The sequence below is a fragment of the Nostoc sp. CHAB 5836 genome (assembly GCF_020829445.1).
Classification (GTDB): domain Bacteria; phylum Cyanobacteriota; class Cyanobacteriia; order Cyanobacteriales; family Nostocaceae; genus Nostoc.
In genome coordinates this window covers 1-2,999 of sequence record NZ_JAIVFV010000347.1, presented here as the reverse complement: position 1 = coordinate 2,999, position 2,999 = coordinate 1, and the positions used below count along the sequence as shown (strand labels likewise).

The following is a 2,999-nucleotide window of genomic DNA, read 5'->3' as shown; positions in this document are numbered from 1 at the left end:
AAATGCAGTTAGAACAAGCAAAACTCCAAGCACAACTTAACACTAGGCAACTAGAACTGCAAGCACAATTGGCCCATCAACAACTCAAAAACCCTGATGTCGTCAATGTTACATCTACTACAACCCCAGTGATTCTAGAAGCGCAATCATCTAAAATTGAAGCATTGAGAAAGGCAGCAATTGTTGTCGGACTTCAAACCCAATGCCTTCGTGTTGATAAAGCTCCTAGTTACGAAAGATTGATTTGGAGAGTCTTGACTAAAAATTTCAAATCCATTCCTCAGTTCAAAGCTGCTTCTAAACTGGCACTGGGAATTGGCGATAAAGAGGATTTGCCCTTCTACATTTATGCCCCCGAACAAATGGCTGTGGAAATCCCACTTTCTCCACAAGAGCGCACATACTATGATTTTCCTACACGGCATTGGCAGCATGGTGAACGCCTGATAGTTCTTGGTCAATCCCTTGATGGGGAAGTGATTATTGATTTGGCGAGTGAAGACACCCCGCAATTGTTGGTCGTCGGCACTACTGGCTCTGGTAAGTCTAACTTCTTCCGTGCTGCGGCTTACTGTTCACTAATGCAAGGTGCGCGGGTCGATGTCTGTGGTGGCAAGGTCAGTGATTACGAGGATTTCCCTGCTAGGTTCCCCACAATTACCATGAACGACATGGGCAAAACAAAAGAATTTGTCGGTGAGTACTTTTTAGAGTGCGTGAGCCGTAATTCAATGACCAAAGCACAATTAGAGCAGCAGCAACCTTGGGTATTGTTTATTGATGAGTATAAAGGGACTGTGCCGTTAGATGATACACAGCGAAAAACTTATGATCAACAGTTGTGTGAAGTCGGTCGTCGGGGACGGGGGCTAAAAATTCATGTTGTTGTGGGCTTGCAGCGTGGAGCCAAGCGCGGTAAAGAAGACCCCCAAGGTTTACCCCCTGATTTACGTGACAACTTACCTTGTCGAATTGCTTTTCGTTGTGTGGATGCTACTTCGGGTCGCATGATTTTGATGCGTCGGGGAGAGGCGGTCACATCCTTGCAAGGTCGTGGCGATGGCATTGTCCAGTCTGGTTTGTTGGATCAAAGGTTTCAAGCTTATCGATTTGATACAATCCCTTAATATGTTACCAAGTCAATTCATTGATGCTGCTGGTTTCCCCGAACGCTGGCAAGAGCGCGATTTGCAAGAATATCTTGCCAAACGTCTAACAGAACGTGGTTTTCATACCCGAACTGAAGCTCCTGCCAACGGTGGCAGAGCCGATATTGTCACCAATTGGCAAGGTGGAGCGATCGTTGAGGTAAAAAAATACCTCGACCGCGACACCATTTATCAAGCTGTTGGTCAACTCAATCTTTATGGTCTGAACAACACACATAAACTTGTGGTGATGGGTTTTCTTACACCTGATGCACGAGCGCAACCATCAGCACTCAAGACGGCTTCAATGGTTGAACAAAACCCCCGGATACAAGTAGTTTTTGTCAATACTGAACAAGAATGGTTGCCGGGAAATAGAATTGCTCCTTCAAGGTTGGTGCAGTTCCTCTCGTTGCCAAAACTCTCATTACCAAACCTCGATTTAGGCAGTTTTATATGGTGGTTTAGAGTTGCCAAAGCTAATCCAATGCTTATGGTTATTGCAGCCACCTTGCTTTCTGTTATAGTATCCCAAATGAAGCGAGAGCTTAATTACTGTCAACAGACTAATCAGGTGTGGAGTTGTCTATTTTCTCAGCCGATAAATTAATCCACTGAAAGCAAAAGCATGAATGGTACTGTTTTTAATATCGGAGTTACTACTTGTGGTTTTACAATGGCAACAATAGTAGAACATCACCCTCAAAATGTAATTGGAACATTTTGGTTGCCATCTACAGAGAAGGATTACAACAAACTAACTTGTAAATGGGTAGATTATGTTTTAGAAGAGAATCAAGCACAAGCCCTTCTAGACGATATTGATATTTTAATAAGTGAACCCCATTTGTACACTCACATGGTAATCCTTTTAACAGGAAATCCTCACCATCCAGGTGATTACTCATTTATGGCCGGCATCACACGTTTTCTTGAAAGTACATCATTGCTTCAAGCGCTTGCAAAGTATAATATTCCAGCCCACACTGAAATCTCATATCCTGATTTTTTTTATGATAAAAGTGCAGAAAATGCAGATTACAATATCTGGGGCAGACTCAATCTAAATGACTGGAATGAATACATTCGCCTTTCTTTAGTTTCTGTTCATGGACAAGATATGTTGCAGCAATGGTGGCAACGATTAGCAAAATCTTCCTAATCATCAATAGCTTATGGATGATAAACCAGTAATGGGTTATATCCATAAGCTACTGTGCTGAAATGCCCATTGAATCTGTCTTTTTCCCAATTTCATTACACTAAAATATCATCAATCACCTGCTAGAAATAATACGTAAACACACCATCGCCCATCCAAAATGGATCTCACACATAGAAAGCTTATACTATTATTTCTTACTTGCTTGCACTCGCCTTTTTGTCCCTTGTGTCACTTTCGCTTCTTCTTCAAGATTATCGGAATTAACCATTTGCATCAAGTACTGATTCAGATAACTTTGTGCTGAAATATACAAACTTTCCCAAATCTCTTGATTGCGACTGATTTTTGTGCCGACTGTATTCCCTGCTGTTTTCTCCGACACCAAGTATTTGCGGAAATAGTTAGTCCAAAGCTGTTGAATAAAATCTTCAGCGAATTCCTCAAATGGCAGAATCCATTTATAGTCTTTGTCCAAAAACACGCGATAGGATGCAACTATCGGTAGTGCCAAGTCAGTTGGCGCACCAAACCCAAAGGAATACCTACTATCTGGCAACAGAGTAGTTTTACGTATATCAATTGATGCTAAGTCGTTGATGCCCTTTCTTCTGGGATTGCTGATATGTTCTTGGATAATTTCATACAGTCTTTGCTCTATCCACAGAGCTTTGGGAAGCAGAGGTAGT

At 41.9% G+C, this 2,999-nt stretch carries 3 protein-coding genes and 1 pseudogene; 3 read left to right on the top strand and 1 reads right to left on the bottom strand.

Features of this window, described 5'->3' with window-relative positions; translation table 11 throughout:
- The 3 genes from LC605_RS32185 to LC605_RS32175 form a co-directional block, all read left to right on the top strand.
- Window positions 1-1,127, top strand: a 1,127-nt coding sequence (locus LC605_RS32185) for a hypothetical protein (protein ID WP_229551428.1), incomplete at its 5' end; no start/stop codon positions are given.
- 1 nt (window position 1,128) lies between these two features.
- Window positions 1,129-1,758 (top strand): hypothetical protein, encoded by a 630-nt coding sequence (locus LC605_RS32180; RefSeq protein ID WP_229551427.1) that lies wholly within the window; start codon window positions 1,129-1,131, stop codon window positions 1,756-1,758.
- A gap of 18 nt (window positions 1,759-1,776) precedes the next feature.
- A complete protein-coding gene (locus LC605_RS32175; RefSeq protein ID WP_229551426.1) occupies window positions 1,777-2,310 on the top strand; it encodes a hypothetical protein in 534 nt (177 codons plus the stop codon).
- 190 nt (window positions 2,311-2,500) lie between these two features.
- On the opposite strand, the pseudogene LC605_RS32170 reads toward LC605_RS32175, so the two are convergent.
- Window positions 2,501-2,999, bottom strand: a pseudogene (locus LC605_RS32170) (abortive phage infection protein); the annotation flags it as partial.